This is a genomic window from Paracidovorax konjaci, from assembly GCF_900112675.1.
Lineage (GTDB): Bacteria > Pseudomonadota > Gammaproteobacteria > Burkholderiales > Burkholderiaceae_C > Paracidovorax > Paracidovorax konjaci.
This window is the reverse complement of the sequence record NZ_FOMQ01000005.1, coordinates 171,207-197,922: the sequence shown is the minus strand read 5'-3', so window position 1 is coordinate 197,922 and position 26,716 is coordinate 171,207. Positions and strand designations below refer to the sequence as shown.

The 26,716-nt window shown below is 71.8% G+C and carries 23 protein-coding genes; 8 read left to right on the top strand and 15 right to left on the bottom strand.

The window, feature by feature from the left end; all coding sequences use genetic code 11:
- Entirely contained in the window at positions 1 to 522 is a 522-nt protein-coding gene (locus BM144_RS09430; RefSeq protein ID WP_092951494.1) for an aromatic-ring-hydroxylating dioxygenase subunit beta, read from the top strand.
- Positions 523 to 532: 10 nt separating this feature from the next.
- Entirely contained in the window at positions 533 to 862 is a 330-nt protein-coding gene (locus tag BM144_RS09425) for a non-heme iron oxygenase ferredoxin subunit (protein ID WP_092951492.1), read from the top strand.
- Between the two features lie 12 nt (positions 863 to 874).
- Here the strand turns inward: BM144_RS09425 and BM144_RS09420 are convergent, their stop codons facing one another.
- The 7 genes from BM144_RS09420 to BM144_RS09390 all read right to left on the bottom strand — a co-directional run bounded on the left by BM144_RS09420 (position 875) and on the right by BM144_RS09390 (position 8,733).
- On the bottom strand, positions 875 to 1,795 hold the full coding sequence (locus tag BM144_RS09420; RefSeq protein ID WP_245783603.1) for an alpha/beta hydrolase family protein: 921 nt from the start codon (positions 1,793 to 1,795) through the stop codon (positions 875 to 877).
- Between the two features lie 95 nt (positions 1,796 to 1,890).
- On the bottom strand, positions 1,891 to 3,225 hold the full coding sequence (locus BM144_RS09415; RefSeq protein WP_092951488.1) for an MFS transporter: 1,335 nt from the start codon (positions 3,223 to 3,225) through the stop codon (positions 1,891 to 1,893).
- 4 nt (positions 3,226 to 3,229) lie between these two features.
- On the bottom strand, positions 3,230 to 3,787 hold the full coding sequence (locus BM144_RS09410; RefSeq protein ID WP_092951486.1) for a hypothetical protein: 558 nt from the start codon (positions 3,785 to 3,787) through the stop codon (positions 3,230 to 3,232).
- A 46-nt stretch (positions 3,788 to 3,833) separates the two neighbouring features.
- Positions 3,834 to 4,532, bottom strand: a complete 699-nt coding sequence (locus tag BM144_RS09405) for a hypothetical protein (protein ID WP_092951484.1) — start codon at positions 4,530 to 4,532, stop codon at positions 3,834 to 3,836.
- A gap of 159 nt (positions 4,533 to 4,691) precedes the next feature.
- Complete coding sequence (locus BM144_RS09400; RefSeq protein WP_092951482.1) at positions 4,692 to 6,092, bottom strand: sigma-54-dependent transcriptional regulator; 1,401 nt, start codon at positions 6,090 to 6,092, stop codon at positions 4,692 to 4,694.
- On the bottom strand, positions 6,077 to 7,534 hold the full coding sequence (locus tag BM144_RS09395) for a sensor histidine kinase (protein WP_245783602.1): 1,458 nt from the start codon (positions 7,532 to 7,534) through the stop codon (positions 6,077 to 6,079). The genes BM144_RS09400 and BM144_RS09395 overlap by 16 nt, the downstream gene beginning before the upstream one ends.
- A gap of 134 nt (positions 7,535 to 7,668) precedes the next feature.
- The gene (locus tag BM144_RS09390; RefSeq protein WP_092951838.1) at positions 7,669 to 8,733 is read right to left on the bottom strand and encodes a homocysteine S-methyltransferase family protein; all 1,065 of its coding nucleotides are present in this window, start codon (positions 8,731 to 8,733) and stop codon (positions 7,669 to 7,671) included.
- Between the two features lie 213 nt (positions 8,734 to 8,946).
- Here BM144_RS09390 and recQ point away from each other — a divergent pair, with 213 nt between their 5' ends.
- On the top strand, positions 8,947 to 10,818 hold the full coding sequence (gene recQ / locus BM144_RS09385) for a DNA helicase RecQ (RefSeq protein WP_092951478.1): 1,872 nt from the start codon (positions 8,947 to 8,949) through the stop codon (positions 10,816 to 10,818).
- A 41-nt stretch (positions 10,819 to 10,859) separates the two neighbouring features.
- On the opposite strand, the gene BM144_RS09380 is transcribed toward recQ, so the two are convergent.
- Together BM144_RS09380 and BM144_RS09375 are read right to left on the bottom strand one after the other, a co-directional pair.
- Positions 10,860 to 11,966, bottom strand: coding sequence for a serine hydrolase (locus BM144_RS09380; protein ID WP_092951476.1), 1,107 nt, complete (start codon positions 11,964 to 11,966; stop codon positions 10,860 to 10,862).
- Positions 11,890 to 13,170, bottom strand: coding sequence for a serine hydrolase (locus BM144_RS09375; RefSeq protein WP_092951474.1), 1,281 nt, complete (start codon positions 13,168 to 13,170; stop codon positions 11,890 to 11,892). The genes BM144_RS09380 and BM144_RS09375 overlap by 77 nt, the downstream gene beginning before the upstream one ends.
- A gap of 130 nt (positions 13,171 to 13,300) precedes the next feature.
- On the opposite strand from BM144_RS09375, the gene BM144_RS09370 reads away from it, so the two are divergent.
- From BM144_RS09370 to BM144_RS09350, 4 genes are all read left to right on the top strand, one after another.
- Complete coding sequence (locus BM144_RS09370) at positions 13,301 to 14,194, top strand: hypothetical protein (protein ID WP_092951472.1); 894 nt, start codon at positions 13,301 to 13,303, stop codon at positions 14,192 to 14,194.
- A 15-nt stretch (positions 14,195 to 14,209) separates the two neighbouring features.
- Positions 14,210 to 16,573, top strand: a complete 2,364-nt coding sequence (locus BM144_RS09365; RefSeq protein ID WP_092951470.1) for an ATP-dependent DNA helicase — start codon at positions 14,210 to 14,212, stop codon at positions 16,571 to 16,573.
- A 389-nt stretch (positions 16,574 to 16,962) separates the two neighbouring features.
- Positions 16,963 to 17,829 carry a hypothetical protein gene (locus BM144_RS09355; RefSeq protein ID WP_092951836.1) on the top strand — a complete coding sequence of 289 codons (867 nt, stop codon included), beginning with the start codon at positions 16,963 to 16,965 and terminating at the stop codon, positions 17,827 to 17,829.
- A gap of 133 nt (positions 17,830 to 17,962) precedes the next feature.
- On the top strand, positions 17,963 to 19,102 hold the full coding sequence (locus BM144_RS09350; RefSeq protein WP_092951468.1) for a Fe-S oxidoreductase: 1,140 nt from the start codon (positions 17,963 to 17,965) through the stop codon (positions 19,100 to 19,102).
- 60 nt (positions 19,103 to 19,162) lie between these two features.
- Here BM144_RS09350 and BM144_RS09345 read toward each other — a convergent pair whose 3' ends face one another.
- The 6 genes from BM144_RS09345 to BM144_RS09315 form a co-directional block, all read right to left on the bottom strand.
- Positions 19,163 to 19,498, bottom strand: coding sequence for an SMR family transporter (locus tag BM144_RS09345; RefSeq protein ID WP_092951466.1), 336 nt, complete (start codon positions 19,496 to 19,498; stop codon positions 19,163 to 19,165).
- A 138-nt stretch (positions 19,499 to 19,636) separates the two neighbouring features.
- On the bottom strand, positions 19,637 to 20,950 hold the full coding sequence (locus BM144_RS09340; protein WP_092951464.1) for a Glu/Leu/Phe/Val family dehydrogenase: 1,314 nt from the start codon (positions 20,948 to 20,950) through the stop codon (positions 19,637 to 19,639).
- A 119-nt stretch (positions 20,951 to 21,069) separates the two neighbouring features.
- Entirely contained in the window at positions 21,070 to 21,948 is an 879-nt protein-coding gene (locus tag BM144_RS09335; protein WP_092951462.1) for a PPK2 family polyphosphate kinase, read from the bottom strand.
- A 174-nt stretch (positions 21,949 to 22,122) separates the two neighbouring features.
- Positions 22,123 to 24,285, bottom strand: a complete 2,163-nt coding sequence (locus BM144_RS09330) for a TonB-dependent siderophore receptor (RefSeq protein ID WP_353615074.1) — start codon at positions 24,283 to 24,285, stop codon at positions 22,123 to 22,125.
- Between the two features lie 174 nt (positions 24,286 to 24,459).
- Complete coding sequence (locus BM144_RS09325; RefSeq protein ID WP_092951460.1) at positions 24,460 to 24,957, bottom strand: hypothetical protein; 498 nt, start codon at positions 24,955 to 24,957, stop codon at positions 24,460 to 24,462.
- Positions 24,958 to 25,184: 227 nt separating this feature from the next.
- The gene (locus BM144_RS09315) at positions 25,185 to 26,117 is read right to left on the bottom strand and encodes a LysR family transcriptional regulator (RefSeq protein WP_092951456.1); all 933 of its coding nucleotides are present in this window, start codon (positions 26,115 to 26,117) and stop codon (positions 25,185 to 25,187) included.
- A 74-nt stretch (positions 26,118 to 26,191) separates the two neighbouring features.
- Here BM144_RS09315 and BM144_RS09310 point away from each other — a divergent pair, with 74 nt between their 5' ends.
- Complete coding sequence (locus BM144_RS09310; RefSeq protein ID WP_092951454.1) at positions 26,192 to 26,686, top strand: PACE efflux transporter; 495 nt, start codon at positions 26,192 to 26,194, stop codon at positions 26,684 to 26,686.
- Positions 26,687 to 26,716: the final 30 nt, after the last annotated feature.

The following is a 26,716-nucleotide window of genomic DNA, read 5'->3' as shown; positions in this document are numbered from 1 at the left end:
ATGGACACGACCACCACGACCCCTGCGCATACCGCGACCGGCGCGGCCTCCATCGCCTTCTCCGATTACCTTGCGCTGCAGCAGCTCTATGCCGACTACGCCTCGGCGCTCGATGCCTGCGAATGGGACCGCTGGCCGGGCTTCTTCACCGAAGACTGCGTGTACCGGCTGCAGCCGCGCGAGAACCATGAACGCGGCCTGCCGCTCGCCACGCTGTCGTTCGACAGCCGGGGCATGTTGAAGGACCGGGTGTACGGCATCCGCGAGACGCTGTTCCACGACCCGTACTACCAGCGCCACGTGATCGGCGCGCCGCGCGTACGCGCGGCCGGTGATGGGCGCTGGGAATGCGAGGCGAACTACGCGGTGTTCCGCACCAAGCTGTCGGAGCCTTCCACGGTGTTCAACGTGGGGCGTTACCTCGACGTGGTGGTGCGCACGCCCGGCGGGCTGCGCTTCGCCCGCAAGGAGTGCATCTACGACAGCGAAATGATCCCGAATTCCATCATCTACCCCCTCTGAGGAGACACCCATGACCGCCATCGATACCGGATGGACCGAGGCCGCCGCGCTGGACGACGTGCCGCAGGACGATGTGGTGGGCGTGAGCGTTGGCGGACGCGATGTGGCGCTCTACGCGGTGGAGGGCGAGGTGTTCGCCACCGACAACCTCTGCACCCACGGCAACGCGCGGCTGTGCGACGGCTTTCTGGAGGGCCACGAGATCGAGTGCCCGCTGCACCAGGGGCGCTTCGACGTGCGCGACGGCCGTGCGCTGTGCGCCCCGCTCACGCAGGGCCTGCGCACCTACCCTGTGCGCATCGAGCAAGGCAAGGTGTACCTGCAGCTCGAAGGCGCGTGACGGAAAGCGCGTTCAGGGCGCCAGCAGCCCCACCTTCGCCGTGAAGGCCTGCAGCGGGTCCCGCCAGTGGCGGCCGCCCACGCGCAGCAGGTTGTGCCCGTCCGTGCCTTCCAGCGCGGGAGCCGCGACGAATTGCGCGCCGTCGCCGCCTTCCCGGAAGGCACCGAACCACTGGCGCGGCAGGTCCGGGCCCCAGTAGAGATCGTTCTCGGCGTACAGCCACAGGGTGGGCACGCGCACCTGCGTGCCCCATTGGCGGTAGAGCCCGGTGAGCACCTGGGGCTGGCAACTGTGGCCGGGGGCGGTGTCGGGCTTGCCGCCCGCGCCGCCGGAAAAATTGACGGCGCCCACCACGCCGGTCAGGTGGTCCGCCGCCGCGGCGATGGTGGCCATGCCGCCCACGGACTGGCCTTCGAGCAGGATGCGGTCGCGCCGCACCCAGGGCTGCTGCAGAGCCCAGCCATGCACGGCCCGGACGGCCGCCGCCGCATGCTGCGCCACGGTGGCGTAGTCCGGCAGGCCCGTGCAGGCGGTGCCACCGGACGGCCAGCGGGCGCCGGAGTTCTCGCGGTCCGCGCCGCCGGTGGTGCCGTAGCCGGGCCGGATGGGCGCGACCACGGCCACGCCCTGGCGCAGCCAGTAGGCCGCGTGGCCCAGGGGCACGGGGTACTGCAGGCGGGCACGCACCGCGGGGTCGGCCGAGCGGCCGTGCGAGAAGATCACCAGCGGGAAGGGGCCGGCCCCCTCGGGGCGGAAGACCTGGGTGGGCACATCCACCGCATGGCCGTCGATGGTGAGGTGCAGCACCTGGGTGTCGGGTACGGGCAGGGGCGGAGCGGCGCCGGCAGGGCCCGCGGTGAGCAGCGCTGCGAGCAGCAGCGGCGACAGGGATCGGCGCAGTGGGAGCATGCGGACCTCGGAATCTGGTGCCATGGATGGCGGTGCTCATCCATTATCGGCCGGCTCGACAGCAGCCGCCTCTCGCCCGGTGCCCGGAAGGCCTGTCTGCCGCCTGGGCCGCCGTGTCCCTATGCCGCGTGCGGTGGGGGGTGCCGCCCGGCCTGCCGCTGCGCCAGCATGAAGACGGGCAAGGCGAGCACGGCGCAGCCTGCCAGCACCGCGAAGGCCCGCCCGAAATGCCCGCCCGCGCCGACCACGGTGTTGGCGATGGCCGGGCTCAGCGCGGCGCCGATGCCCTGCAGGGTCATCACCATGCCCAGCGCGGTGTTGTAGCGGCCGCTGCCGCGCACGTAGCGTTCCACCATCAGCGGCGTGGCCACGCCCAGGGCGCCCGCGGCGATGCCGTCGAGGATCTGCACGGGGATGTTGGCCCAGGCATCGGGGATGGCCCAGGCGATCACGCCGCGCACCGGCAGCGCGAGGATGGCGGCATAGACGAACACCGGCAGGTCCCACCGGCGGCTGCGCGACACCCAGAGCGCCACGGGCACCATGGTGAGCTGCGCGACCACGATGGCGATGCCCGTCCACAGCAGCGGCGAGGCGTCGGGGGCCGTGGCGGCGAGCCGCTGGTTCAGCAGCGGCAGCATGGCGGCATTGCCCAGGTGGAAGAGCGCGCAGGCCAGGCTGAAGAGCCACAGCGCACGGTGGCCCAGGAAGGCGCGCAGGCCCTCCGGTGCGGCCGTGCCGGCGCCGGGGGCCGCCGGCTGCGGCGTGGCCGCCGCGCTGCCGCGCGCGGCCACGTGGTCGATGTCTCCGGGCCGGATCGACCGCAGGCAGGCGAGCGCGCCCACGGCCATGGCGGACATCACCGCCAGCATCCACGGCGCGCCCAGCCAGTGCGCCAGCGCCGCCGCGCCGAGCGCCGAGACGATGTTGCCCGCGTGGCTGAAAGCCTCGTTGCGCCCGGTCTGGTGGCGCAGGCCGTCGCTGCGCGCCAGGCCCAGCGTGAGCGCAGCCAGCGCGGCCGCGAGCACCGCACCGGCCACGCCCGTGAGCACCTGCGACAACACCAGCAGGCCCGGCGACCGGGTCTGGAAGGCGATGGCGCTCGCGCCCAGCACCGCCAGCGCGGCGACCGCGATCAGCGCGCGCTTGGCGTGGGCGCGGTCGGCCCAGGCGCCGGCCAGCGGGGTGGCGGCCATGGCCGCCAGGCCACCGGCCGACAGCACCAGCCCGATCATGTTCTGGTCGATGCGCTGGGTCTGCAGGTAGGTGGCGAGGAACGGGCCCAGGCCGTCGCGCACGTCCGCCATGAAGAACGCCATCCACGCCAGGGCCGTGAGCGAGGCGCCGGCGGCGGCCGGGCCCGTGCCCGAGCCCGTGCCTGACTCCCGGGAGGGTGGCCGGCCCGGCAGGTGGACTGCGGCGGCCGTGGGGGCGGGGTGCGCGGCGGCGGTCATGGCATCACCCGCGCGGTGGCTTGCCGGGCAGCGCTTGGCCGTTGACGGTGCGGGCCTCGATCACCTGGCCCGGCGCGCCGTGCAGGGGCCGCCCGGGGCCTTCGGCCTTCACGGCATCTCCGGGCTGCAGGCCCAGTTGCGCGAAGCCTTCGGGGCGGGTGTGGATGAAGTCGCCGCTGTCCAGCACCACACCGTTGGGTTCGCCATGGCGGGCGTAGTGGATGCGTGCAACGCGGCCCTCGGCGCGCCGCGGCGCGTCTTCCAGCGTGGGCGCCGCGCCATCGACCGATACGAGGCGCTCGAAGGCATAGACCTCGTGCGCGGCTTCGCCGTGGGGCGCAGGCGCCGCCACCGTGCCTTCGACGACGACATCCTGCCCGGGGCGCAACGCCCCGAAGGCGCGGGCCGCATGCTCGTCGTGCTTGCCGAAGACGAACTGCGCGGGCACGCCGTCCACGTCGACCATCGCGCCTTCCACTTCGCCGCGCGGGCTGTGGAGCAGGTGCTGGAAGCGGCCCGAGAGGGACCACACATCGATCAATTTTTCCTGGGGTTGGCTCATGGGGAGACTCCTGGTTTGCAAGGGTGATGGAAGGCGCTGCGGGGTATCAGGGCAGGCGGGGCGGGCCGCCGGCGGGGCCGCGCAGCACGTCCTGCAGCGTGTCGGGCGTGGCGCCCAGCTGCGTGGCTTCCAGTGCCGTGCCCAGCGCATTGCGGGTGCCCCAGCCGCGGGCGGACACGGTGGCGCCGGTCTGCAGCAGGTTGCCCACGGACGCGGCCACGTGCGGCGGGAAGCGCACGATCACGCCGTTGTCCAGCAGCAGGCCGTGCGCGTCGCCACGGCTGTTGAGCAGCACGCGCGCCACGCGGCCGTCGGTCTGCAGCTCGGCCAGCGCCTCGCGGGACGGGGGCGGCGGCATCTGGCCCGGCGCGGGCGGCGTGTCTTCCACGGTGCGGCCCTGCGAGCGGACGGTGCTGGCGCGCAGCACGGGCACGCCGGAGTGGTTCCAGCCGGTCACTTCCAGCGCGTCGCCCACGCGTAGCCAGCCGGTCAGCGTCTGGGAGAGGTGGGGCGGGAAGGCCACCTGCGTGCCGTCCTGCATCAGCAGGCCGTCGGCTTCGCCGTTGGGGTTGAGCAGCCAGCGCTGCAGCGTGCCGCCGTGCGTGGCGGATTCCACGGCCGGGGGCTGGCCGATGGGTGCGGGCGGTTGGCCGGGCGCGGCCGGAGGCAGGGGTTGGGCCTGTGCCGCGCCGCAGGCGAGCAGGGCGGCGATCAGTCCGGTACGGGTCAAAGGGCGGAAAGTCATCTCAAGGCTCCTTCGTTCAGAGTGGATGGTGCAAACCTTGTCTCAAGAGCCGTGCCAACCTGCAATTCCTTATGAATCAACCACTTGCGTCGCACCCGTGCCACCGCCGGTGGATGCCCCGGCGACACGTTGTCCGGAGTCCGGACACCGGCGCCCGCCTCAGCCGATACCGTACTGGGCGAGCTTGCTGTAGAGCAATTGGCGGTGGATGCCCAGGCGCCGTGCCGCCAGTGACCGGTTGCCTTGCGCCTGTTGCAGCGCATGCGCCAGCATCAGGCGCTCCAGCCGCTCGATGGCCTGCGGCAGCGGCCCGTCGATCCAGTCCTGCGGCAGCCGAGCGGCGCCTGCGGCGGGGTGCGCGGCATCGGCGTGCGCCGCCCGGCCCAGGTCCAGGTCGGCCGGGCCCACCACGGGGCCGCGCAGCAGGGCATGGCAGCGCTCCATGGCGTTGCGCAGTTCGCGCACGTTGCCGGGCCAGGGGTGGGCCAACAGCTCGCGTGCCGCACCGGCCGAGAGCCGCTTGGCGGGCTGCGGCGCCGCCGCGCGGCGCAGGAAGTGCTCGGCCAGCGGCACGATGTCCGCCAGGCGTTCGCGCAGCGGGGGCAGGGAGATGTGCAGCACGTCGAGCCGGTAGCGCAGGTCTTCGCGGAAGCGACCCTCGCGCACCGCCGCGGCCAGGTCGCGGTGCGTGGCGGCCACGGTGCGCACGTTCACCTTCACCGGCCGGTGGCTTCCCAGCGGCGTGATTTCGCCCTCCTGCAGCGCGCGCAGCAGCTTGGCCTGCACGTCCGGTGCCATGTCGCCGATCTCGTCGAGCAGCAGCACGCCGCCGTCGGCAGCGCGGAAGCAGCCGGGCCGGTCGGCCCCCGCACCCGTGAAGGCGCCCTTCACGTGGCCGAACAGCTCGCTCTCCAGCAATTCCTTGGGGATGGCCGCGCAGTTGATGGCCACGAACGGCCCGGCGGCGCGCTCCGAATGCCGGTGCAGCGCGCGCGCCACCAGTTCCTTGCCGGTGCCGGTCTCGCCCTCGATCAGCACCGGCGCCTCGCTCGCCGCGGCCAGGCCGATGCGCTTGTGCACCTCGCGCATGGCTTCGCTGATGCCGATGAGTTCGCCTTCGTCGTCCGCGGGCTGCGCCGCCTGCGCGGCGGGCGCGCCTCCGTCCTGCGTGTCCTGCGCGTCCCCTGCTGCCTCGGCGTCGGCGCGCAGGGCCCGCTCCAGCACCTCGATGACGCCCGCGCGGGAGACCGGCTTGGTCAGGTGGTCGAACGCGCCCAGGCGCATCGCCTCGATGGTGCCGGAGCCGCTGGCATAGGCCGTGAGCACTACCACGGGCGGCAGCCGCGCCATGCGGGCCGCCAGCGCCGCGAGCGTTTCCAGGCCGTCCATGCCGGGCATGCGGTGGTCCAGGAAGATGGCGCCGTAGCGGTGGCGTCCGGCCTGCCGCAGCGCCTCGGCGCCGCCGGGGGCCTCATGCACCTCGTGGCCCAGCCCCTGCAGGGTCTCCACCAGCGATTCGCGGAAGTCCGCGTCGTCGTCCACGACTAGGATGCGCGCCATGGCAGCTCCAGGATGAAACGCGCGCCGCCGCCGTCGCGGGGTGCGTAGTGCAGTTCGCCGCCATGCGCCAGCGCCACCTCGCGCGCCAGCGCCAGGCCCAGGCCGTTGCCGTCGGTGCGGCCGGTGGCGAAGGGCTCGAAGAGTTGCGCGCGCAGGGCCTCGGGCACCCCGGGGCCGTCGTCTTCTACCGCCAGTGTGAAAAGCCCGTGACCGGCATCGCGTTGCGCCGACAGCACGGCCTCGCCGCCCTCGGGCGCGTGCCGCACCGCGTTGTCGAGCAGGCTGTCGATGGCGCGGGCCGTGTGCACGGGGTCGAAGATGGCGCCCTCCGGCGCACCGTCGCGCAGCGACAGCCGAACGCCGCGCGCATCTGCCGCGGGCCGCGCGGCCTCCAGCCGCTCCTGCAGCCAGGGCGCCAGGGCCACCGGGCGCGGGTCCAGGGTCAGGGGCTGCACCAGCGACAGCAGGCTTTGCACCAGCCCTTCGAGCCGGTCGATCTGCGTGCCGATGGCGGCCAAGGCATCGGCATGCCGCGCAGGCGGCGCGGCCAGCGCGTTGTCGGCCTTCAGCCGCATGGCGGCGATGGGGTTGCGGATCTCATGCGCCACCGAAGCCGTCATGCGGCCCAGGGCGGTGAGGCGCATGTCGCGGTGGTGCTGGGCCTGCGCTTCCTTCAGGCGGGTGCGGGTTTCGTCCAGCCGCTGGCCGAACGCGTTGAAGCCGTCGACGATGCGGTCCAGCTCGCGGATGCCGGTGCGCTCCAGCACGGGGACCGTGTCGCCCCCGGCCTCGGCCAGCGCATGCTCCAGGCGCTGCACCTGGCTGCGGCCGCGCAGCAGCATCCAGCCCAGCCATGCGCCGGACACCACCACCAGCAGCGTCAGCAGCGCGATGCCCGCGCGCAGGCTGTCCTGCGCGGCGATGGCGCCGGAGTGGGCGCGCGTCATGGTCCACACGGCCGTGTCCGGGTGCGCGGCGAGCGGGCAGGCCGCGACGATCAACACCTCGCGGCTGCCGCGCACCATGTTCACGAGCGGGTGCCGGGCGGCGGCGGCCTGGCGCGCCATTTCCACGATCAGCGGCTCTTCTGCCGAGGGCACGTCGTTCTTGACCCCGCTGCCTTCGTAGGTGGGGTAGGCATAGGCGACCATGCCTTCGGCGGCGCTCCACACGCCGCCCTCCACGTGCGGTGCCTCCAGCAGCACCACGTGCAGCAGCACGCGCAGCAGGTCGGTGCGCGGCGCGTCGGCCGCCACCGTGGGCACGGACTGGGCATAGCGCGATGCGATCTCCTCGCACGACTGGGACGCCCGCGCGCGGCCGGCGGCCACCTGCGCGCCGGACCCTGCCTGGTAGAGCACCACGATGACCACCGCCACCAGGGCGCAGGCCCCGAGCAGCAGCGCCCAGAAGAGAAGCAGTTGAAGACGCAGAGAGCGCACGGCAGGTCCGGCGTGGTGAAGACGGCGCATGCTACGCCGCCACGGATGAGCCGGCGGTAGGAGAGCCGCCCATCCGTGCGCCCGGGCGGAGGCGGCGGCGTGGCTGCCGCGGCGCCGGGCCCCGGGGGACCCGCTCAGGCCGCTTCGGGGTAGAAGAGCTTGCGCGTGGGCACGGGCGCCACGGCGCGGCCGATGGCTGCGATGTGGTCCGGCGTGGTGCCGCAGCAGCCGCCCACGATGTTCACCAGGCCCTCGGCGGCGAATTCGTGCACCAGCCGGCTCGTGACCTCGGGCGTCTCGTCGAAGCCGGTGTCGCTCATCGGGTTGGGCAGGCCGGCGTTGGGGTAGCAGCTGATGAAGGTGTCTTCCGCCACGCGGTTCAGCTCCTGGATGTAGGGGCGCATCAGCGTTGCGCCCAGGGCGCAGTTCAGGCCGATGGCCAGCGGACGCGCGTGGCGCACGCTGTGCCAGAAGGCCGTCACCGTCTGGCCCGAGAGGATGCGGCCCGAGGCATCGGTCACCGTGCCGCTGATGATGAGCGGCAGCCGCTCGCCGCTCTTCTCGAAGAATTCGTCGATGGCGAAAAGCGCGGCCTTGGCGTTGAGCGTGTCGAAGATGGTCTCGACCAGCAGCACGTCGGAGCCGCCTTCGACCAGTGCCTCGGTCTGCTCGTAGTAGGCCGCGCGCAGCTGCTCGAAATCGACGTTGCGGGCGCCCGGGTCGTTCACGTCGGGGCTGATGCTGGCCGTCTTGGGCGTGGGACCCAGGGCGCCGGCCACGAAGCGGGGCTTGTCCGGCGTGGAGAACTTGTCGCACGCGGCGCGCGCCAGGCGGGCCGACTGGAGGTTCATCTCGCGCGCCAGCTCGGCCATCCTGTAGTCCTCCTGCGCGATGGTGGTCGCGCCGAAGGTGTTGGTCTCGATCAGGTCGGCGCCCGCGGCCAGGTAGCGCTCGTGGATGTCGCGGATCACGTCCGGCCGCGTGAGCGAGAGCAGCTCGTTGTTGCCCTTCACGTCGCGGGGAAAGTCCTTGAAGCGGTCGCCCGCGCCATCGGGGCCCGAATAGCCTTCGCCGCGGTATTGCGCCTCGCCGAGCTTGAAGCGCTGGATCATGGTGCCCATCGCTCCGTCGAGGATGGCGATGCGCCGGGCGAGGATGTCGGGGAGCTGCTGGGCGCGGGTGTAGCGGGGCGGGGTCATGGGCGCCATTGTAGAAAAGCGCCGTCGGAGCGATCTGCGGCGGCTGCGATGGGAGGGGCCGATGCCGGCGTGGCGGGCCGCGGAGCACAATACGCGGCCCGCCACGCCGGCACGGGGGCCGGACGCCACCTGTCCCGCCATTCAGGCATCAAATCAGCTTCATGCCGCCGGATCCATTGAATTATTTGCTATCAAAAAGAGAGTAAAACCGTTTTGTCCCCCGCGCATTTCGTCCTGCAAGACGTTTTCGGCTATGAGCATTTCCGCGGCCCGCAGGAGGCCATCGTCCGGCACGTGATCGCCGGTGGCGACGCGCTCGTGCTCATGCCCACGGGCGGCGGCAAGTCGCTGTGCTACCAGGTGCCGGCCATCGTGCGGCGCGACGCCGGCAAGGGCGTGGCCATCGTGGTGTCGCCCCTCATCGCGCTCATGCACGACCAGGTGGGCGCCCTGCACGAGGCCGGCGTGGACGCCGCCTACCTCAATTCCACGCTCGACTGGCAGCAGACGCAGGACCTGGAGCGGCGCGTGGCGCGCGGCGACATCACCATGCTCTATGCCGCCCCCGAGCGGCTGACCACGCCGCGCTTCCTGGAGCTGCTCGACGGCCTGCACCAGCGCGGCCAGCTCTCGATGTTCGCCATCGACGAGGCGCACTGCGTGAGCCAGTGGGGCCACGACTTCCGCCCCGAGTACCGCGCGCTCACCGTGCTGCACGAGCGCTACCCGGGCGTGCCGCGCATCGCGCTCACGGCCACGGCCGACGAACTCACGCGCGCCGACATCGTGGAGCGGCTGCAGCTCGAAAGCGCGCAGCATTTCGTCAGCAGCTTCGACCGGCCCAACATCCGCTACCGCATCGAGGAGAAGAAGGAGCCGCTGGCGCAGCTGCTGCGCTTCATCGAGCGCGAGCATCCCGAAGACGCGGGCGTGGTCTATTGCCAGTCGCGCAAGCGCGTGGAGGAGATGTCCGCCGCGCTGGTGGATGCGGGCCTGAAGTCGCTGCCCTACCACGCCGGGCTGCCGCCCGAAGTGCGCCAGGAGAACCAGGACCGCTTCCTGCGCGAGGAGGGCATCGTGATGGTGGCCACCATCGCCTTCGGCATGGGCATCGACAAGCCCGACGTGCGCTTCGTCGCCCACGTGGACATGCCCAAGAACATCGAGGGCTACTACCAGGAGACCGGCCGCGCCGGCCGCGACGGCCTGCCCGCCGATGCCTGGATGGCCTACGGCCTGCAGGACGTGGTGAACCAGCGCCGCATGATCGACGAGAGCCCCGCGGGCGAGGAATTCAAGCAGGTCATGCGCGGCAAGCTCGACGCGCTGCTCGGCCTGGCCGAGGCCACCGACTGCCGGCGCGTGCGGCTGCTGGGCTATTTCGGCGAGCCGTCCGAGCCCTGCGGCAACTGCGACAACTGCATCAACCCGCCCGCGGTGTGGGACGGCACGGACGCGGCGCGCAAGCTGCTGTCCACCATCTACCGCGTGCACGAGGCGAGCGGGCTCACCTTCGGCACCGGGCACATCATGGACATCGTGCGCGGCAAGGACACCGAGAAGGTGAAGCAGTTCGGCCACGACAAGCTCTCCACTTTCGGGCTCGGGAAAGATTATTCCGAGGCCCAGCTGCGCGGCGTGCTGCGCCAGCTGCTGGCCACGGGTGCGGTGGGGCTGCACAAGGTGATGCTGGAGAGCGGCCACAGCTTCGATACGCTGGCGCTCACCGAAGGCTCGCGCCCCGTGCTCAAGGGCCAGGTGCCCGTGCAGCTGCGCGAATCCACGGCCAGCGCGCCGGCCCGGCGCACGCGCCGCAGCACCGCGCCGCCGGCGGCCGCCGCCAACCTGGGGCCGGACGCGCAGGCGCGCTTCATCAACCTCAAGGCCTGGCGCGCCGAGGTGGCGCGCGAGCACAACCTGCCGGCCTACGTGATCTTCCACGACGCCACGCTGGCCGCGATCGCGGAGCGCCAGCCCGCGTCGCTGGCCGACCTGCAGGGCATCAGCGGCATGGGCGCCAAGAAGCTGGAGGCCTACGGCGACGACGTGCTGCGGGTGTGCCGCCAGGGCTCCGCCGTGGCATGACACGCCCCGCGCCAGGGGGACGGCCGGGGGGGCGGCGGCGGTCAGCCGCTGGCCTGCGCGGCGCTGGCGGCGGAGGGCGACCGGTCCTTCAGCAGGGTGCGCGTGATCGTGCGCCCCAACTGCTCGAACAGCCGTCCGGCCTGCCGCATCTCGTCCAGGCCTTCGGCGCAGGTCGCCACCACGATCGCGCGGGCGCCGCCGTCCTGCGGGTCGATCACGCCCATGTGGCAGGCGCGGTGCCACTGCGTGCCGGTCTTGTGGATGAAGCGCACGGTGCGCGGCAGGCCCGCTTCGAGCCGGTAGGCGTCGTAGGTGTCGAACTTCAGGTCCTTGTAGAGCATCTGCGTGTTCTCGGGCGTCAGCAGCCGGCCGCGCACGAGCTGCTCCAGCATGCCGCCGTAGCCCGCCAGCGTGGCGCTGTTCAGGCCGCGCGTGTAGTAGCGCGTGTAGGCCTCGTCCATGGTGCCCACCTTCAGGTCGGCCTTCTTCACCTCCAGGGCGCGCGCCACGGCCTGCACGCGCTGCGGGCCCATGGGCGCCGCGGCCACGCGCACCAGGTCCATGGGGGCGAGTTCGCGCGCCCGCGGGTCCAGCTCCGCATAGACCTCCTGGCGCACCTGCGTGAAGTTGGTGAGCGTGCCCACGTTGCGCGCGCCCATCAGCGCCTGCGCGCGGGTGTTGAAGGTGTCCGCGCCGATCGTGCGGATCAGCAGGTTGGCGGCGGTGTTGTCGCTGTCCATCAGCATGCGGCGCAGCAGCGTTTCCACGCTGTGCTGCGTGCCTGCGGGCTGCCAGACCAGCGCACCCGAGCCGTCCACTTTGTCGCGGTCTTCCACGCGCAGTTCCTGGTCCAGGCGCAGGCGGCCCTGCTGCACTTCCTGGAGCACCGAAATGGCCAGCGGCAGCTTGGCGGAGGAGGCCAGGTACCAGCGCCGGTCCGCCTGGTAGGCGAAGGTCTCGCCGTTGTCGAGCCGCTTCACGTAGAGGCCGAACTGGCCGGGGGTCTCGCGGTCGAGGCGCTCCACCTCCCGGCCCATGGCCTCGGCCCAGGCGGGCGCGGCGATCGCGCGGTCAGGCGTCGTCGTCCACAGCGCCGTCAGCAGGGGTAGCGCCACCGCCAGCAGCGGGCGGGCGAGCCGCTGGCGCATCGGCCGGGAAACCGGGGCCGGTGGGCCGGGAGGGCAGGGTGGGGCAGCGAGTTTCATGCGATCTCCCGTCGGACAGCAGGCCCGACTGGCACAGGGCGATGCCCACCTGCCGGAGCGCGCGATCGGACCGGGCCGTGGAAGGTTCGCCGCGCGTGCAGGCCACCACCAGCACCCGCCGCTCCCTGGCCGGGTGCGGCACGGTGATGAGGCCCGAGTCGCATGTTCGCGCCCGCTGCGTGCCGGTCTTGTGGGCGAATCGCGCTCCGGCCGGTAGTCCGGCCTTGATGCGCTGTGTGCCGGTCTTCACGCGCTCCATCACCGAGAGCAGGTAGGCGGTGTGCCGCGCATCGAGCGCGCGGCCGGCCACCAGGGCCTCCAGCAGGTCGGCATAGGCGTCGAGCCGGCCGCTGTTGAGGCCGCCGGCGTAGTAGGTCTCGTAGGCCGAGGCGAGGCTCGCGGGAGCGAGCGAGCGCTCGGGCAGCTGCAGCAGGTTGGCGAGCGCGGCGCGCGCCGCCGCATCGCCGTGCAGCCGCTGCTGCTGGCGCAGCGCGAGGAAGTCGGGGCCCGAGAGATGGTCGGCCTGGGGCGTGAGCACGCCGTATACATGCCGGCGCACGTCGGCGAGCGTGGTGATGCGCCCGATGCCCGCCGGCACCAGCGACTGCACCACCGCGTTCACCGTGCCGATGCCCACGAGCCCGATCAGCATGTCGCTGGCCGTGTTGTCGCTGTAGACGATCATCTGCTCCAGCAGGTAGCGCACCGTGAGGGGCGCCCCCACCGGCCGGCTGTTCGTGGCGCCGGCGCCGTCCACGTAGTCGGCCGCGCGCAGCGTGAGCGGCGTATCCAGCGTGAAGTCGCCGCGCTCGACCCCGCGCAGCACCGCGATCGCCACCGGCACCTTCACCGAGGACGCCAGGTACCAGGGCTCCGTGGCGTGCAGCGAGGCCGAGGCGCCGGTCTCCAGGTCGCGCACGTGCACGCCGATACGCACGCCGCTGGACGCCTCGGCCTGGGCCAGCGCGCGCTCCAGCGGGCGCACCCACGGCGCGATGGGGCCCGGCGTGGCCGGCGCGGTGTCGGGCTGGGCCTGCGCGGGGCTTCCGGCGGAGAGCACCAGCGCCGAGGCGGTCCAGGCGCGGGCGGCCTGCCAGAGGGGGCGGACGGAGGCGGATCGGGATCGGGTGCGGAAGGCTGCGAGCATCGTCGAACCCTAGCGGCCGCAGGCGGCCGCCGCCGTAGGGCAACTGCCCTTGCAGCCCTCGGGGCACAAACCCCGGGGGTGCGGGCGGGCAAAGCACTGTATTTACAATCAGTCCTTTGGCCTTCGCACCATGCCGGATATCACCCTGCACCGCACCCACCGCACGCGCCTGCTGCAGATCTGGCGCTCCGCGGGCTGGCCCTGCCGCGACCCTGTCGAGATCGATCTGCTTGCCGCCGGCATGGTGCGGCTGGCGGAGGAGCCGGGCGGCCACGAGGTGCTGCGGCTCACGGACGCCGGCATCGCCTGCCTGGCCGAGGCGCGCCAGCGCGGCGCGCGGGCGCTGAGCCTGCACGACCGGCTCGCGATGCGCTTCGCCGGGCAACTGCTGGCGGCCGGCCGCATCGTCTGGCGCGAACTCTCCCTGCGCGCGGCCGTCGATGCGCCGCCGGCCCCCGGCGTGCAGGCCCTCGCGGTACCGCCGCCCACCGGCCTGTGGGCGGCCGGGGAGGACGGCGAGGCGCCCCCGCCGGCCGTGGCGCGCGTCTGGCGCATGGCGCGGCCCGACCTGTTTTCGATCCGCAACACGAGCGTGCCGTCCTACCTGCAGCCGATGGTGCACGAGGTCAAGGCGAGCCGCGCCGACCTGCTCTCCGACCTGCGGCACGCGGCCAAGCGCGAGGCCTACCAGTGGCTCTGCGAGGAGTGCTATTACGTCTTTCCCGCCGGGGTCGCGGAGCCCGAGGAGATTCCCGAGGCCTTCGGCGTGTGGGTGCTGCACGGCCCGGTGGAATCGGGCCGCTTCGAGCTGCTGCGCCCGGCCCGCCACGCGCGCTGCCCGCTGCCCTTCGCCGTCTGGATGGCCCTGTGCAAGGCCACGCCCCTGCACGCCGATGGCGAACCTGCGCAGGCGCTGTTGGGCGAGGGCGCTGGCGACGAAGGGATGCCGCCCTGCGCCGGCGAGCCCGCGGGTGCCGGGCTGCAGCAGTCCGATGGCAGCCCGCAGCCCGCGGCGCAGCCCTGACGGAAGGCCGGGGCCATGGCTGCGGTTCCCGCACCGGAACAGGCCGGCGCAGCCCCGGGCGGGGCGCCGCCGCACACCTACACCGTCGCGGTGCGGGAGTTGTGCGAGTTCACCGCCAAGCAGGGCGACCTCGATCTGCGCTTCACCCCCGCGCCCACGGCGCGCGAGGGCATGGAGGGCCATGCCGCCGTGGCGGCGCGCCGCAGCGCGGCCAGCCCGGGCTACGAGGCCGAGGTGCCCCTGGTGGGCGCCTGCGGGATGCTGCGCGTGCGCGGCCGTGCCGACGGCTTCGATGCCGGGCAGGCCCGCCTCGACGAAGTCAAGACCTACAAGGGCCGCCTGGACCGGCAACCCGCCTCGCACCGTGCGCTGCACTGGGCGCAGGCCAAGGTGTACGGCTGGCTGCTGTGCGAATCCCGCGGGCTGGCGGCCGTCACCGTGGCGCTCGTCTACCTCGACATCGGCACGCAGCGCGAAACCGTGTTGTCCGAGCATTGCACGGCCGATGCGCTGCGCGCGCATTTCGAGGCGCTGTGCCGCCGCTTCGTGGACTGGGCCGCGGCCGAGGTGGCCCACCGCACCGCCCGGGATGCCGCCCTGCGCACGCTGGCATTCCCGTTCGGCGAGGGGTTCCGCACCGGGCAGCGGCCCCTGGCGGAGGCCGTGTACCGCGCGGCCACGGGCGGCCGCTGCCTGCTCGCGCAGGCGCCCACGGGCATCGGCAAGACGGTGGGCACGCTGTTCCCCTTGCTCAAGGCGGCGCCCGGCGCGCGCATCGACAAGGTGTTCTTCCTCACGGCCAAGACCTCGGGGCGGCAGGTGGCGCTCGATGCCATGGCCCGCATCGCCGCGCCGCTGCCGGGCGCAGGCGGCCCACCGCCCCTGCGCGTGCTGGAACTGGTGGCGCGCGAGAAATCCTGCGAGCACCCGGGCAGCGCCTGCCATGGCGATGCCTGCCCGCTCGCGCGCGGCTTCTACGACCGCCTGCCCGGCGCGCGCGCCGATGCGCTGCGCCCGCCGGCCGGAACGGCCGGCCCCGTGGCGTTGGACCAGGCCGCCGTGCGCGAGGCCGCGCTGCGCCACGGCGTCTGCCCCTACTACCTGGGCCAGGAACTCGCGCGCTGGGCCGACGTGGTGGTGGGCGACTACCACTACTACTTCGACGCGGGCGGGCTGCTGCACGGCCTCGCGCAGGCCGGCCAATGGCGCGTGGCGCTGCTGGTGGACGAGGCCCACAACCTCGTCGAGCGCGGGCGGCGCATGTACTCGGCCGAGCTGCTGCCCGACACGCTGCTCCAGGCGCGCCGGTCGGCCACCGCGGCGGCCGTGCCGCGCCTGAAGCGGGCGCTGGACCGTGTGCGACGCGGCTGGCTCGCCCTGGACCGGGAGCACAGCGCCGACTACACCGTGCTGGAGGGGTTTCCCGCCGCGATGGCCGGGGCCTTGCAGCAATGCACGGTGGCGCTCGGTGAGCACTTCGCCGACCACCCCGAGCAGATGGATGCCGCGCTGCAGGCCTTCTACCTGGAGGCGCTGCAGCTGCAGCGCATGGCCGAGCTGCTGGACGCGCATTCCATGGTGGACCTGGAGCGCTCCCCGCAAGGGGCCGCAGGCAGCTCGGTGCTCTGCGTGCGCAACCTGGTGCCGGCACCCTTCCTGGGGCCGCGCCTGCAGGCCGCCCAGGCCAGCGCGCTGTTCTCCGCCACGCTGCAGCCCATGCCGTACTACGCCGATCTGCTGGGCCTGCCGGACGGCCATGCGCGCGTCGATGTCGCGTCGCCGTTCCAGGCGGCCCAGCTGCAGGTGCATGTCGCGCGCCACATCTCCACGCGCTATGCGCACCGCGCGGCCTCGGCGGTACCGATCGCCGACCTGATGGCCCGGCAGTTCGCCGAGCGGCCCGGCAACTACCTCGCCTTTTTCAGCAGCTACGACTACCTGCAGCGCGTGGCCGAAGTGTTCGCACAGCGCCATGCCGGCCTGCCGCACTGGTGCCAGTCCCGCCGCATGCAGGAGGCCGGGCAGCGCGAATTCCTGGGCCGTTTCACCGAGGACGGGCAGGGCATCGGCTTCGCCGTGCTGGGAGGCGCGTTCGCCGAAGGGATCGACCTGCCGGGGCGGCGGCTGATCGGCGCATTCCTGTCCACACTCGGGCTGCCGCAGGTCAACCCGGTGAACGAGCAGATCCGCGAGCGGATGGACCGGTTGTTCGGCTCGGGCTACGACTACACGTACCTGTACCCCGGGCTGCAGAAGGTCGTGCAGGCCGCGGGCCGCGTGATCCGCACGCCCGAGGACGAAGGCGTGGTGCACCTCATCGACGACCGCTTCGCGCAGGCCCAGGTGCGCCGGCTGCTGCCGGCGTGGTGGGCGGTCTGAACCGCGCGTGCATTTACTTGGATACGGCGCGTATGGGCTGTTCTCGGTCACCGGCTTCAATGAAACACCGCTGTTCGCTTGGATCAGCCGCACCTGGGGCGTGGGCTGGGAGGCGTTCGAGGCCCCCGTCGATGCGGTCCACCATTTCATCGGCAAGTACGTGGCCTGGGCCGTGGTGCTGTTGCATGTGGCGGCCGCGACTGTTCCACCACCGGGTGCGGCGCGATGGCGTGCTGGTGCGCATGCTGCCGGGCGGGCTAGAACAGCTTGCTTACGCGGCACTGACTCGGAACCCGGATCCCAGTGCAGCCGGGGGTCAATCGCTTACAAAATTTCACGTTTTCCGCTCCGTTGGGTATAAACCTTCAAACACCCGGGAGGAGAGCGCTTTGGCTTTCAAGCAATGGACCGCAGCAACGCTGCTGGCATGCGCCGCAGGCGCACACGCCTATGAGCCCCAGGCCGGTACGTGGGTCGTATCGTCGGAAGTGGATGGAAAACCGGGCCGGGGTCTCTCGGTCGACGTGCAGAACGGCACGCTCGCCCTGCAGATGTACGCTTACGAAAGCAGCGGTCAGCCCACGTTCTATCTGGCGGTGGGACCGGTGGCCGACAACAAGGTCACCGCGCGCCTGAACCGCTATACGGGCGGTCGCTTCTTCGGCAGCGGGGCGCAGTCCGGCACCGAAGCACAGAGCCCCGGAAACGTCACCGTGCGCTTCACGAGCGGCACGACGGGCTTCATCACCTTCCCCAACGAACCCGAGAAGCCGATCTCCCGCTTCAGCTTCGGCTACCCGCGCGTGCCGGCCAGCCTGGCGGGCTACTGGACCTTCACTTCCTTCGGCAACGAGGGCATGCGGGCCGATGTCGTGCAGCTCACCACCCCGGTGGCGGGCACGGCCAACGGCAACGGCCTCATGGTGAGCAGCGACGGGCTCTTCGGTTGCGAGCACCAGACCTCCGGCACGCTGTCAGGCAACGTGGTGTGCGTGCGGGTCAGCAGCGGCGGCACGCTGCAGCGTTCCTACCTCATGGCCTACAGCGTCAACGACGGCGAGGGCTATTCGCAGACCGCCGGCACCGGCGCCCAGCAGGTCCTCGTCGTGCGCCGCGTGGCGACGGCCCGGGGCGACGGAACGGGCATCGTCTACAAGGCGTCCGATGAAGCGGCGCCGCCGGTGCCGGAATCGGCCCTGCAGACCCTGCGGGCCCACCTTGCCCAGGTGGCGGCCGAGGAAGCCGCCGCACCCTGACGGGCGAGTGCGGCGCGGCGGCGCGGCCGCCTCGAGCGCCCTGGTCCGTTCCCATGGCGCCGGGCGCCGCGACACCGCAGAATCCGGTACAGGCCGCCTGCCCCGGGAGGCCGTCTTCCGGAGTGCCGCGCCCATGCCGTCGTCCATCGATCCGCCACGCCAGCCGCAGGGCCCCCTGGCGCGCCTGATGGCCGAGGCCGCGCTGCAGCGGCAGAACATGCTGATCGGCGGCCCGGACCCGGGCAGCCCTGCCGGTGCGTCCGCACCGGCCCAGGCCCCCGTGCCCGGCCAGCCCCCGCTGCCCACCCCATCGTCTCCGTCCCCGCCATCCGGCGAGCGCGTCAGCGTGTCGCCCGAGGCCCGTGCGCGTGCCGATGCCGCAGGGGGCGGGACCGGCAGGCCGCAGGCCGCCGGCGCACCCGCGGTGGCGGGGCCGGGAGGCGGTGGGCCCTCCATGGGCGGGCGTGCCCCTGCCGGTTCCGCGGGCATGGCGGCTCCGGTGCCCGCCCCTGCGGCGGCCGCGATGGCCGGCGCGGGCACCGCCTGGCCGGCGGGCGGCGTCGCCGGACCCACGCGCGCGTTGCTGGGCATGCTCGTGCACCAACTGGCGGGCGGCACCGCGGGCCTCGGGGTGGTGGCCGCCCAGCCCTGGACGGCGGACCTGGCCCGGGCGCTGCGGGCCGACCCCCTCGCGCAGGGCGGCCCCGGCCCCCTGCAGACGTGGCGTGTCGGGCAGGGCAGCGTGCAGGCGGAGGATGGCGAGCGGGGCTTCTCGTTCACGTTCCAGGCGCCGGCGGCGGCGATGCCGCGCGGGGCCGCCGCCGGGCTGGCCGAGGCGGGCCCGCCCGCCGCTTCCGCGCCTGCCGGTGCCGGTGGCGCGGCGGCCGGTGCGCTCACGGTGCCGTTCCCGGGCCGGCTCGCGCGATTGGAGTCCGGCGTGTTCGCGCTGGTGCTGCAGGGGCGGGACGAGGCCGGTGGCGCCACCCGCACCAGCGCGCTCCTGTCGCTGGAGTTCCAGCCCCCGCCCGCTCAGGGCCTCTACGCGCGCGAATGGATGCTGCCGTCCCTGCGCCCCGACCCCTGGCTGCAGATGGCGGCGCTGCAGGCCAGCGGCTACCGGCGGGAGGACGAAGAGGCCGAGGCCGCGGCACGCCGGGGCGGTGCCCCGCTGTGCGACACGCCCGGATGCCCGTATGCGGACCGTGCGCCGTGCGCGCAGCCGTTCTGCATGGCGCTGCGCGTCATGCCGCCGCAGCGCTCCTCGGGCACCTGAGCCGCACGCCCTGCCTGCCTGATGGCCTGCCGCCGGTCGGCCGGTGCGACGAACCGGCGCTCAGTGGGCGGCGCTTTTTGAGAAGACGTTGATGACCATCACGCCGGCGATGATGAGCCCCATGCCCGCGATGGCGGCCAGGTCGAGCGATTGCTTGTGGACCACCCACCCCACCAGCGAGATGAGCACGATGCCGGCGCCCGACCAGATGGCGTAGGCGATGCCGGTGGGCAGGGTCTTCAGCGTCAGCGAAAGGCACCAGAACGCGATCGCATAGCCCACCACCACGATCAGGCTGGGCAGCGGCCGGGTGAATCCCTGGGCGGATTTCATCGCAGTGGTGGCGATGACCTCGGCCACGATGGCGATGGCGAGGGGAACGTAGGGCGAGGCCATGGGTAAATGCTCCGGCAAACCGGGGATTCTGTGCCATGGCTGATGCGCAGCCACCAAGAAAAAACCACCGGGCCCTTGCAGGCACCGGTGGCGGAATTCGGCGGGATCGGCACCGGCCCGGGGGGCCGGCGCGCCGCTTCAGGGGTACAGGCCGCGCATTTCGCGGGCGTGCAGGATGCGCTGGCAGGCCACGATGAAGGTGGCGGTGCGCAGGCTCACCTTGTGTTCCTGGGCCACGTGCCAGATGCCGGCGAAGGCCTCCTGCATGATGCGCACGAGGCGGGCATTGATCTCGTCCTCGCTCCAGAAGAAGCTGGAGAAATCCTGCACCCATTCGAAGTAGCTCACCGTCACGCCGCCGGCGTTGGCGATCACGTCGGGCAGCACCAGCACGCCCTTGTCGTGCAGGATGTCGTCGGCTTCGGTGGTCGTGGGGCCGTTGGCGCCTTCGATCACGAGCTTGGCCTTGATCTGGCCGGCGTTGTGCTTGGTGATCTGGCCTTCCAGTGCGGCGGGGATGAGTATCTCGCAGTCCACGCCCCAGAAGTCTTCCTTGGCCATCGCTTCGGCACCGGCAAAGCCGCCCACGCCGCCCGTGGCCTTGACGTGCTCCAGCAGTGCGGGCACGTCCAGGCCGCCCTGGCGGAAGATGGTGCCGGTGTGGTCCTGCACGGCCACGACCTTGGAGCCAGCCTCGGCGAACAGCTTGCCAGCGATGCCGCCCACGTTGCCGAAGCCCTGCACCGCGATGCGCGCGCCTTCCAGCGGCAGGCCCGTCAGCTTGGCGGCTTCCACGCCCACGGTATACACGCCGCGGCCGGTGGCCTCGACGCGGCCGAGCGATCCACCTAGATCGACCGGCTTGCCGGTGACCACGCCGGTGGCGGTGGCGCCGGTGTTCATGGAGTACGTGTCCATCATCCAGGCCATGACCTGGCCGTTGGTGTTCACGTCAGGGGCGGGAATGTCCTTGGAGGGGCCGATGAGCAGGCCGATCTCGCTGGTGTAGCGGCGCGTCAGGCGTTCCAGTTCGCCGCGCGAGAGCTTCTTGGGATCGACGCGGATGCCGCCCTTGGCACCGCCGTAGGGCACGTTCACGGCCGCGTTCTTGACCGACATCCACGCCGACAGGGCCATCACTTCGGAGAGCGTGACGTCCTGGTGGAAGCGCACGCCGCCCTTGCCGGGGCCGCGGCTCAGGTTGTGCTGCACGCGGTAGCCCTCGTAGTGGGCGATGGTGCCGTTGTCCAGCTCGATCGGCACGTCCACGATCAGGACGCGCTTGGGGCGCTTGAGCGTTTCCACCCAGCGCGCCAGGTTGCCCAGGTAAGGGGTGACGCGGTCCACCTGCTGCAGGTAGTTGCCCCAGGGGCCGAGGTCGTCGGCCTGGAGGTAGGAGGGCAGGGGGTGCGACTGCAGGGGCGCGGCGTTGGATGCGGCGTGGTTCGACATAGGGGTGATGTCCTGGTTGAAGAATCTGTGCAGCTGCAAAGCTTATGCCTGCCCGCCCGGGGCTGTCCAAGGCCGGTGTGGCACGGTGTTATGCATTCGTTGCATAAACTAAGGAAATGCTACGCCACGCGCAGGTCCGGCAGCGACGGGTCGCCGGGCGGGTAGTGCAGGTCCAGCCGCTGGAGCACATCGCGCAGCACGGTCGCGATCATGAGGTTGCGGTGCGTCTTGGAGTCGGCGGGCACGATGGTCCATGGTGCCCAGGGGGTGTGCGTGGCGGGCAGCAGCGCCTCGTAGGCGCGCTCGTAGTCTTTCCACTGGCGGCGCACCGTGAGGTCGCCGGCCTCGAACTTCCAGTGCTTGGCCGGGTCGTCCAGGCGCTCCTGCAGGCGCCGGCGCTGCTCCTCGCGGCCGATGCGCAGCATGAATTTCAGGACCACGGTGCCGGTCTCGGCCAGCATGCGCTCGAAATCGTTGATGTGCGCGAGGCGCTGGCGGTGCTGCGCGGCGGTGATCTCGCCGTTCACCACGGGCACCAGCACGTCTTCGTAGTGGCTGCGGTTGAACACGACGGTCTCGCCCGCCCCGGGCACCTGGGCATGGATGCGCCAGAGGAAATCGTGCGCGCGCTCTGCGGGGGTGGGCGCCCTCCAGCCGGTCACCCGCACGCCCAGGGGGCTCATGCGGCCGAACACGCCGCGCACCGTGCCGTCCTTGCCCGAGGCGTCCATGCCCTGGAGGATCACCAGCAGCTTGAAGCGCCGGTCGGCGTAGAACACGTCCTGCAGCCGGTCGAGTTCGGCGGCGAGGCTTTCCACGGCCGCCTTGTCCTGCGCCTTGTCGCCGCGCGAGAACGGCTTGGCCGAGGGGTCGAAGTCCGCCAGCGAGAAGGCGGGGGCCTTGCCCTTCGCGCCCGCCGCGGCCGGCTGCCAGGAGCGCCACGCCCGGGCGGTGTCCGTGTCGCCGAGGTCGAATGCGCGGGAAATCGGGTCGTCCATGCGTGCGTCTCCGAAAAAGGATGGCGGGGCCGACGGCATTGTGGGGTATCGGCCCGCCAGGGAATCCATGGAAAGAGATTGCTATTAAATATATAGCAAACTATTCAATGGATCCGGCGGCATGGAGCATATTTTATGGCAAGTCTCCGGTGGGCCTATCGCCGGGTGGCGCGCTCAGAACTGCACCTGCAGGCCCGCCACCACCTGCCGGCCCAGGCCGGGCAGCACCGTGAGCGCTCCCCAGGAGGCGGTGTAGTAGGTCTTGTCGAACAGGTTGTGCACGTCCAGCGTGAGGCGCGTGCGCGGGTCGATCTGCCAGTAGGCCGTGGCGCGTGCGGTGGTGTAGGCCGGCAGGCGGTAGGTGTCGGTGGCGGTGCCGGTGCGCTCGCCCACGTGCACCAGGCCGCCGCCCAGCCCGTAGCGCCCGCCGGAGGCGAGCCGGTCCTCGCGGATCGCGAACAGGCCGGCGCTCACGCGCGGGATGTTGGCCAGGCGCTTGCCGAGCAGCGCCGGGTTGTTGTCGCGCGTGACCTCGGTGTCGGTGTAGGCCAGGTTGGCGGACAGGCGCCAGTGCGCGTCGAGCTGCCCGGCCAGGTCGGCTTCGGCACCGCGGCTGCGCACCTCGCCTGCGGCGATGCTGAAGTTGGCGTTCGTCGGGCTGCGCGTGAGCACGTTGGTCTTGCGGATGTCGAAGAGCGCCACCGCGCCGCTCAGGCGCTGGTCGGCCGACTGCCACTTGGCGCCGGCCTCGAACGCCTTGCCCTTCTGGGGAGCGAACGCGCCGCCGTCTTCGCCCGCGCCCGTGTTGGGGCGGAACGAGCGGCCGGCCGATACGTAGAGCGACGCGCGGTCGCTCAGCAGGTAGGTGAGACCGGCGCGCGGGGTGGCCGCCGAATGCTCCTGGGCCTGCGTGGTGTCGGCGAGGCGGTTTTCGTAGTCCTGGTGGAACCGGTCGAAGCGCGCGCCCAGCAGGAGCTTCCACCGGTCGGTCAGGTCCAGCTGGTCCTGCACGAAGAGGCCGGTGGCGCGCTGGCGGTCGCGGGTGTCGAAGCCGGGCGTGAGCGTGCCGGGCGCCTGGCCGTAGACGGGCTGGAAGATGTCGATCGCGAAGGGCTGGGTGGCGAGGTTGGAGTAGCGGATGTCCTGGCCCATGGACAGCCGCCACGATTCCACGCCGGCCAGCAGCGTGTGCCCGAGGCCGCCGGTGCGCAGCTTGCCCTCCACCTCGGCCTGCACCGAGGTGTCGCGCGCCGGCAGGCTGCGCCAGCTGTCGCGCCGCGTGAGCGTGCGGCCATCGGCGCGCAGCGTGCCGTTCAGGTCCACGGCATCGCCGTAGAGATCGGTTTCGCGGTGCGACAGCCCCAGGCGCGTGCGCCATCCCTGGCCCAGTTCGTGGTCGAGCGTGAACTGGTGGGTGTCGCCGTTCACGTGCAGGTTGGAGCGCGAAGGATCGCCCAGGTAGCGGTCGGCGGGCAGCGCGCCGGGGTTGCCGTTCACCTGGACGATGCCCCGGTCCAGCGGCGTGCGGATGCGGATGAACTCGGCCTCGTACTGCAGCACGGTGCCCGTGCCCAGCGTCCAGGTGAGGGCCGGCGCCAGCACGCTCTTGCGGTTGTCCACGAGGCTCGTGCGGCTCGCGCCGTCCTCGGTCGCCACGTTCAGCCGGTAGGCCAGGTTCGACGCGAGCGGGCCCGTGGCGTCGAGGCTCGCGCGGCGGTAGCCCAGGCCGCCCACCTGCAGGCTCGCCGTGCGCGAAGGCGTGAACTGCGGCTTCTTGGTGACCACGTTGACCGTGCCGCCCGGCTCGCTGCTGCCGTAGAGCGCGGCCGCCGGGCCCTTGAGGAATTCGACGCGCTCCACCGTGGCCATGTCGCGCTGCGGGCCGTAGCCGCGCGACGAGGCGAAGCCGTTGAGCAGCGTGCCGCCGTCGGTGTTGCTGAAGCCGCGGATGGCGTAGTTGTCCCAGGTGCCGCCGAAGTCGTTGAGCCGCGTGATGCCGCTCACGAAATCCACCGTGTCCGCCAGCCGCGTGGCGCCCAGGTCGTCGATGAACTGGCGCGGCAACACGCGCACGGCCTGCGGCGTCTCGATCAGCGGCGTATCGGTGCGCGTGGCGGCCGTGCCGCGTTGCGCCCCCTGGTAACCGGTAGCCGCGTCGCCGGCATCGCGCACCTGCACCTCCTGCAGCGCGGTGGGGGCCTCTGCGGCAGGAGCGGCAGTCCCTGCGGCCGTCTGCGCTGCGGCGAACGGGGCCGCCGATAGCATGCAGAGCGTGAACGTGGACAAGGCAAGGGGAGGCCGGCGGCGCGAGAGCGCCCGGTGCAGCGGGTGGGACATGGCGGGAAGCGGTTGGAAACGGGGAAGGGCAGGGCCGGGGCAGGAGAACCGGGCACCCGCCTCAGGTGCGGGTTGCGGGCTCGGCCTTGGCCGGCGATCCTATCAGAAATGAGAGTAGTTCTCATTGTTGAACGATCTCTCGCTTTCCCCGTCGGCTGCCCCGCACGCGTGCTGTCACCGGGACGCTGTCGATGGCCCTGCCGCAGCCTGTTCGATGACCCAGTCCAGGCTTTTGCCCGGTACGCACCATGCGGGATCGCGTACCCAGTCGGTGAACCACAAGGTGGGACTGCCCTGAAGGACGGGGCAGACCGTGTAGCCAATGCTCGGCATGTAAAGGCGTTGGAGCAACGACGTCACCGGAATGAGCAACATCACGAGACCGCTGGCACGCACTGCAATGGTGAAAGCGCGCTCGAATTTCCGGATTGCCACTTCGCTGCGCCGGGCGATCCGCAGGGCGCCGAGCATGATGGCCATGATGCAAACGACCGCGACGAACGGTGCCAATTGGGCAGCAGGAGCAATGCGGACCACGGGTGCCAGTGCAGCAATTGCCTGCAAGACCGGCACAACCCCGTGCAGAGTCACCACAACACAGCTTGCCGCGATGCCAAGAAAGAGCGGAGTGCTCCAGAGCATGGTTTTGCGCAGTGCGGGAATGTCATGCATTTCGTCAGTACCAGAACGTCCATCCGGTTCTGCTCCATTGACTGCGCCACGGACTGGGCATAACCCACCGTGAAAAACGTGGCGGCAAGTTCCGCAGTCATCGCATCGATCCCCTTTCCGGCCGTTTATTCGGGGGCGGATGCTAGGGCTCGTCACGGCTATTAAAAGCAAACGTGCATTTAACTGTCGGTTAACAAGAATTTCGATGTCCTGCGCCGCCGCGCCGCTCAAGCGTTCCGCCCGGCCTGCTTCGCCATCAATTCCACGAATCGCCGTGCGCCCAGGCCCAGGGGACGTTCCTTGGACCACACCACATCCACCCAGAGGGCGATGCCGTTGCTGAGGTTCTCGAACGGCATTTCCACCAGAGTGCCGGCGGCGATGCGCGGCTCGGCCAGGGCCCGGGGTTGCCAGCCCCAGCCGAGGCCCGCTTCGATGAGGCCCAGCGCGGCGAGGTGGTTGTCGGTGCGCCAGTGGTGCCGTGCGAAGACCAGGCGGGGATCGGTGTGCGCGAGGTCGCGGCCGGCGACGACGATCTGGCGTGTGGTGGTGAGGTGCTCCTCGCGCAGCCGGGCACCTTGGCCACCGGGGCCGCCCGCACTCCCTGCGCCGCGCACGGTGGCCAGAACCGCGTGGTCGGGCGCCATCACCGCGACCAGGGTTTCGCTGCCCACCTCCTGGAAGCCCTCCCGGCCGTCGAGGCTGGGGCGTTCGAAGACCAGCGCGAGCTGGGCGCGGCCCGCATGCAGCAGCGCGAGCGCGTCGGCCTGCGGTGCCGCCAGCACCTCCACCTGCAGCAACGGATGCTCCTGCGCCAGGGCGGCGAGCGGGCCGTTCCAGTGCCCGGCCAGCAGTTCCGGTGCGATGGCGAGCGTGAGGCGCTCCTCCAGTCCCTGCGTGAGCGCCAGCGCCTGCGCATTCAGCTGCCGCAATTGCGCCGCGAAGAGCCGCGCCTGGGGCTCCAGCGCGCGGGCGGCGGCCGTGGGCCGGGGTTCGCGGCCGGCCCGGTCGAAGAGTTGCACGGCCAGCTCGGCCTCCAGATGGCCGATGGTCATGCTCACCGCCGATGGCACCCGCGAGAGGGCGCGCGCCGCCGCCGAGAACGAGCCGTGGTCCAGCACGGCCAGAAACACCTGCACGCTGTCGGATGAAAATGCCATGGGCCTGCAATCTGTCAAAAAAACTGAAAGAAGCCGACTTTATATGTCAGCACGCGGCAAATAAAGTCCGGCGCATGCCTTTCCATTCTTCCGCTGCTTTCCGTCCATCCGGCCTGCAGGGCCCCCTTCGCCGCGTGGTCTATGTGTCGCTCTACGAACTGATCGCCATCGCGTTCGCCACGCTCGGGATGATGTGGGCGACCGGCCAGGGGGCGGGGCATTCGGGCGGGGTGGCGGTGATCGCCTCGGCCATCGCCATCGTGTGGAACCTGGCGTTCAACTGGGCCTTCGAGCGCTGGGAGTCGCGGCAGGCGGTGCGCGGCCGCAGCACGGCACGGCGCGTGGCCCATGCCATCGGCTTCGAGGGCGGGCTGGCCGTGATCCTCGTGCCGGTCCTGGCGTGGTGGTTCGGCGTCAGTCTGTGGGAAGCCCTGCTCATGGACCTGGGCCTGCTGTTGTTCTTCCTCGTCTACACCTTCGTCTTCAACTGGGCGTTCGACCGCGTGTTCGGCCTGCCCGCGTCGGCGCAGGCGGGGACGGATTCCCCCGTGGCGGGCGTGCCGGGCTGAAGCGCCACACGGGGCGCCCCCGGAGCCTGG

Coding starts and splice junctions, on each gene's coding strand:
- BM144_RS09430 (WP_092951494.1), top strand. CDS start 1: ATGGACACGACCACCACGACCCCTGCGCATACCGCGACCGGCGCGGCC.
- BM144_RS09425 (WP_092951492.1), top strand. CDS start 533: ATGACCGCCATCGATACCGGATGGACCGAGGCCGCCGCGCTGGACGAC.
- BM144_RS09420 (WP_245783603.1), bottom strand. CDS start 1,795: ATGGCACCAGATTCCGAGGTCCGCATGCTCCCACTGCGCCGATCCCTG.
- BM144_RS09415 (WP_092951488.1), bottom strand. CDS start 3,225: ATGACCGCCGCCGCGCACCCCGCCCCCACGGCCGCCGCAGTCCACCTG.
- BM144_RS09410 (WP_092951486.1), bottom strand. CDS start 3,787: ATGAGCCAACCCCAGGAAAAATTGATCGATGTGTGGTCCCTCTCGGGC.
- BM144_RS09405 (WP_092951484.1), bottom strand. CDS start 4,532: ATGACTTTCCGCCCTTTGACCCGTACCGGACTGATCGCCGCCCTGCTC.
- BM144_RS09400 (WP_092951482.1), bottom strand. CDS start 6,092: ATGGCGCGCATCCTAGTCGTGGACGACGACGCGGACTTCCGCGAATCG.
- BM144_RS09390 (WP_092951838.1), bottom strand. CDS start 8,733: ATGACCCCGCCCCGCTACACCCGCGCCCAGCAGCTCCCCGACATCCTC.
- BM144_RS09380 (WP_092951476.1), bottom strand. CDS start 11,966: ATGCGCCAGCGGCTCGCCCGCCCGCTGCTGGCGGTGGCGCTACCCCTG.
- BM144_RS09375 (WP_092951474.1), bottom strand. CDS start 13,170: ATGCTCGCAGCCTTCCGCACCCGATCCCGATCCGCCTCCGTCCGCCCC.
- BM144_RS09370 (WP_092951472.1), top strand. CDS start 13,301: ATGCCGGATATCACCCTGCACCGCACCCACCGCACGCGCCTGCTGCAG.
- BM144_RS09365 (WP_092951470.1), top strand. CDS start 14,210: ATGGCTGCGGTTCCCGCACCGGAACAGGCCGGCGCAGCCCCGGGCGGG.
- BM144_RS09350 (WP_092951468.1), top strand. CDS start 17,963: ATGCCGTCGTCCATCGATCCGCCACGCCAGCCGCAGGGCCCCCTGGCG.
- BM144_RS09345 (WP_092951466.1), bottom strand. CDS start 19,498: ATGGCCTCGCCCTACGTTCCCCTCGCCATCGCCATCGTGGCCGAGGTC.
- BM144_RS09340 (WP_092951464.1), bottom strand. CDS start 20,950: ATGTCGAACCACGCCGCATCCAACGCCGCGCCCCTGCAGTCGCACCCC.
- BM144_RS09335 (WP_092951462.1), bottom strand. CDS start 21,948: ATGGACGACCCGATTTCCCGCGCATTCGACCTCGGCGACACGGACACC.
- BM144_RS09330 (WP_353615074.1), bottom strand. CDS start 24,285: ATGTCCCACCCGCTGCACCGGGCGCTCTCGCGCCGCCGGCCTCCCCTT.
- BM144_RS09325 (WP_092951460.1), bottom strand. CDS start 24,957: ATGCATGACATTCCCGCACTGCGCAAAACCATGCTCTGGAGCACTCCG.
- BM144_RS09315 (WP_092951456.1), bottom strand. CDS start 26,117: ATGGCATTTTCATCCGACAGCGTGCAGGTGTTTCTGGCCGTGCTGGAC.
- BM144_RS09310 (WP_092951454.1), top strand. CDS start 26,192: ATGCCTTTCCATTCTTCCGCTGCTTTCCGTCCATCCGGCCTGCAGGGC.